Raw genomic sequence first — 2,171 nt, forward strand, 5'->3', positions numbered from 1 at the left:
GTCGGGTAACGCAGGCGGATTGCTCCGCCTTTGTCCCCTAAGAACCGTACTTGATAGTTTCCCATCATACGGCTCAAGCTCTCTAAAGGCGGATTAAACCACCCGACAATATATGAAAATTCAGGCTAAAATCCTGCGCAACTTTCTTTTACGGATATAGTCATCCCAATATGGGTCAAAAGGATTAACCGCCCCTGCAATGAGTTTGTGGCGTCTAATTTTGAAAAGGGCAAACATTCTCAGGAGGATTGTTTTACCGTTGGAAAATTTTCCGAAGAACTGCCATTTTCTGTTGCCAATTGTCATAAACAGAAGAGATACAATCTTTCTGTATCCAAGGTTGTTGTGTCTTCTGCGTGCCCAGTTCCAGATGTTTCGCCACAATATCCTGTCCAGTTTGAAGAAAATCTTCTTTGAACAGGCGTGTTTGTGGTAATTAGCCCACCCGGTTATGACACGGTTTAGATTTCGGATTAAAACGGCCGCTTGTGAACCCCTGTGTTTAACAATAATCCCTTTGAGTTTTCCCATAACAGATTTGATGCTATCTTTTGAAGGTCGCATCAGGAGTTTGTTTTTGGCATACATCCTGATGTTCTGTCCAAGGAAGTCAAAACCTTCTGTCACATGGGTAATTTTGGTTTTCTCCTGCGATAATTGTAATCCTCTATTGGCGAGAAATTCCTCAATGAGAGGTTTGACCTTGTTTTCCAGTATTCCCTTATTGTTGGCCGTAACAATGAAGTCATCGGCATAACGAATAAGGTGGATTTTATACTTGTTGTTTTTACGGCAGCCGTCTGGTCTTATTGAGATGCCAAAGGCTTTGTCAAGCATGTTTTCAAGGCCATCGAGGGTCATGTTGGCGAGGGTAGGGGATATTATTCCCCCTTGCGGAGTACCTTGCTCGGTTGGAAATAATTGTTTGTTTTCCATAAACCCGGCTTTAAGCCATTGTTGCAGTATCTTTTTGTCCATGGGGATGTTCTCGATAAGCCATTGGTGGCTGATATTGTCAAAACATCCCTTGATGTCCCCTTCAAGTATCCAAGTGGCACTGTCCGACCGTGAGAGATGAATAAAGCATCTTTCCAAGGCATCATGACAGCTTCGAAGTAATCGGAAGCCATACGAGCCTTTGTCGGCCAGAGTCTCGGAAACTGGTTCGAGGGCAAGAAGGTGTAAAGCCTGAAAAGCCCGGTCTTTCATGGTGGGAATCCCCAACGGTCTTTTCTTACCGTTCTTTTTAAGGATGTAAAGACGGCGAAGTGGCAATGCTTTGTAGTCCTTCCTGACTAAAGATTTGGCAGCCAATAGTTTTTGGCTAGGGGTTTTCCAGCGTATCTTGTCAACGCCGGGCGTCCGTTTTCCTTTGTTTTCAGTAACCCGTTTCACTGCCCAAAGTTTGGCATGATACGAGTGGGTCAGAATCCATTGTAGGCTTTTGGCTTTACTGTGTTTTCCTTCCCTTATTGCCTTTGCAATACGTAGTTGTAATGACTTGACCGACCGCTCTACTTTCTTCCAGTCAATGGCGTTCCAGTTTGAGTAGTTGGCTTTAGGCGCACAGTCCTTTATGTAGGGCTTCATTTGCATTTCCTAAATAAAAAGTCTTATTACAATTTTCTTGCAACAGAGAACCAGATGAAAGTCTGCACGGTTTTCACCGGGGGCAAATGCGGAACCCCTATCCACTTCATTACAAGGTGGCCTTCGCTTCATCCATCCTCCCATACCTGCACACCATTGTGGATTCCTCACGAAACCCCTACCATTTGCAACAATGGAGATGTACAGGCTTACCACGTTCCGTCCGTTTAACAGGGTGGGTTAGGTGCTGCCTATATACCGGAAGCTCAACATCCATGTGCTCATAGCAAACGTACTTGCATCCTGGCTTCTTACCTTTTGGTCAGAGTGTGTCAGCAACTTTCACTCTTTCGCGCATGACGGTACGTCAACGGCAGTTCACTTAATTTCACCATACCATCCAAACCAGCGCCCTTGAAAATGTTGCTAATCCTCGGGTAGCTTTGTCCCGGCAGCTTCACACCCCAACGTTACCATTGACGCATGTGCCGGTAGGTTACTCATGATGGAACATGAGGTTAAATCAGTCTTGATAATCAAAGAGCGTTTAACAGTTATTCGGACAGCCTCGTGTCGCACTT

The 2,171-nt window shown here is 45.0% G+C and carries 1 protein-coding gene; it reads right to left on the reverse strand.

Annotation, left to right across the window (positions count from 1 at the left end):
* Window positions 1–120 precede the first annotated feature (120 nt).
* The gene (gene ltrA, locus CJ255_RS21750) at window positions 121–1,590 is read right to left on the reverse strand and encodes a group II intron reverse transcriptase/maturase (protein WP_217352522.1); all 1,470 of its coding nucleotides are present in this window, start codon (window positions 1,588–1,590) and stop codon (window positions 121–123) included.
* Between the last annotated feature and the right edge of the window lie 581 nt (window positions 1,591–2,171).

The organism is Candidatus Viridilinea mediisalina (genome assembly GCF_002532535.1).
In the GTDB taxonomy this organism is placed as follows: Bacteria; Chloroflexota; Chloroflexia; order Chloroflexales; family Chloroflexaceae; genus Viridilinea; species Viridilinea mediisalina.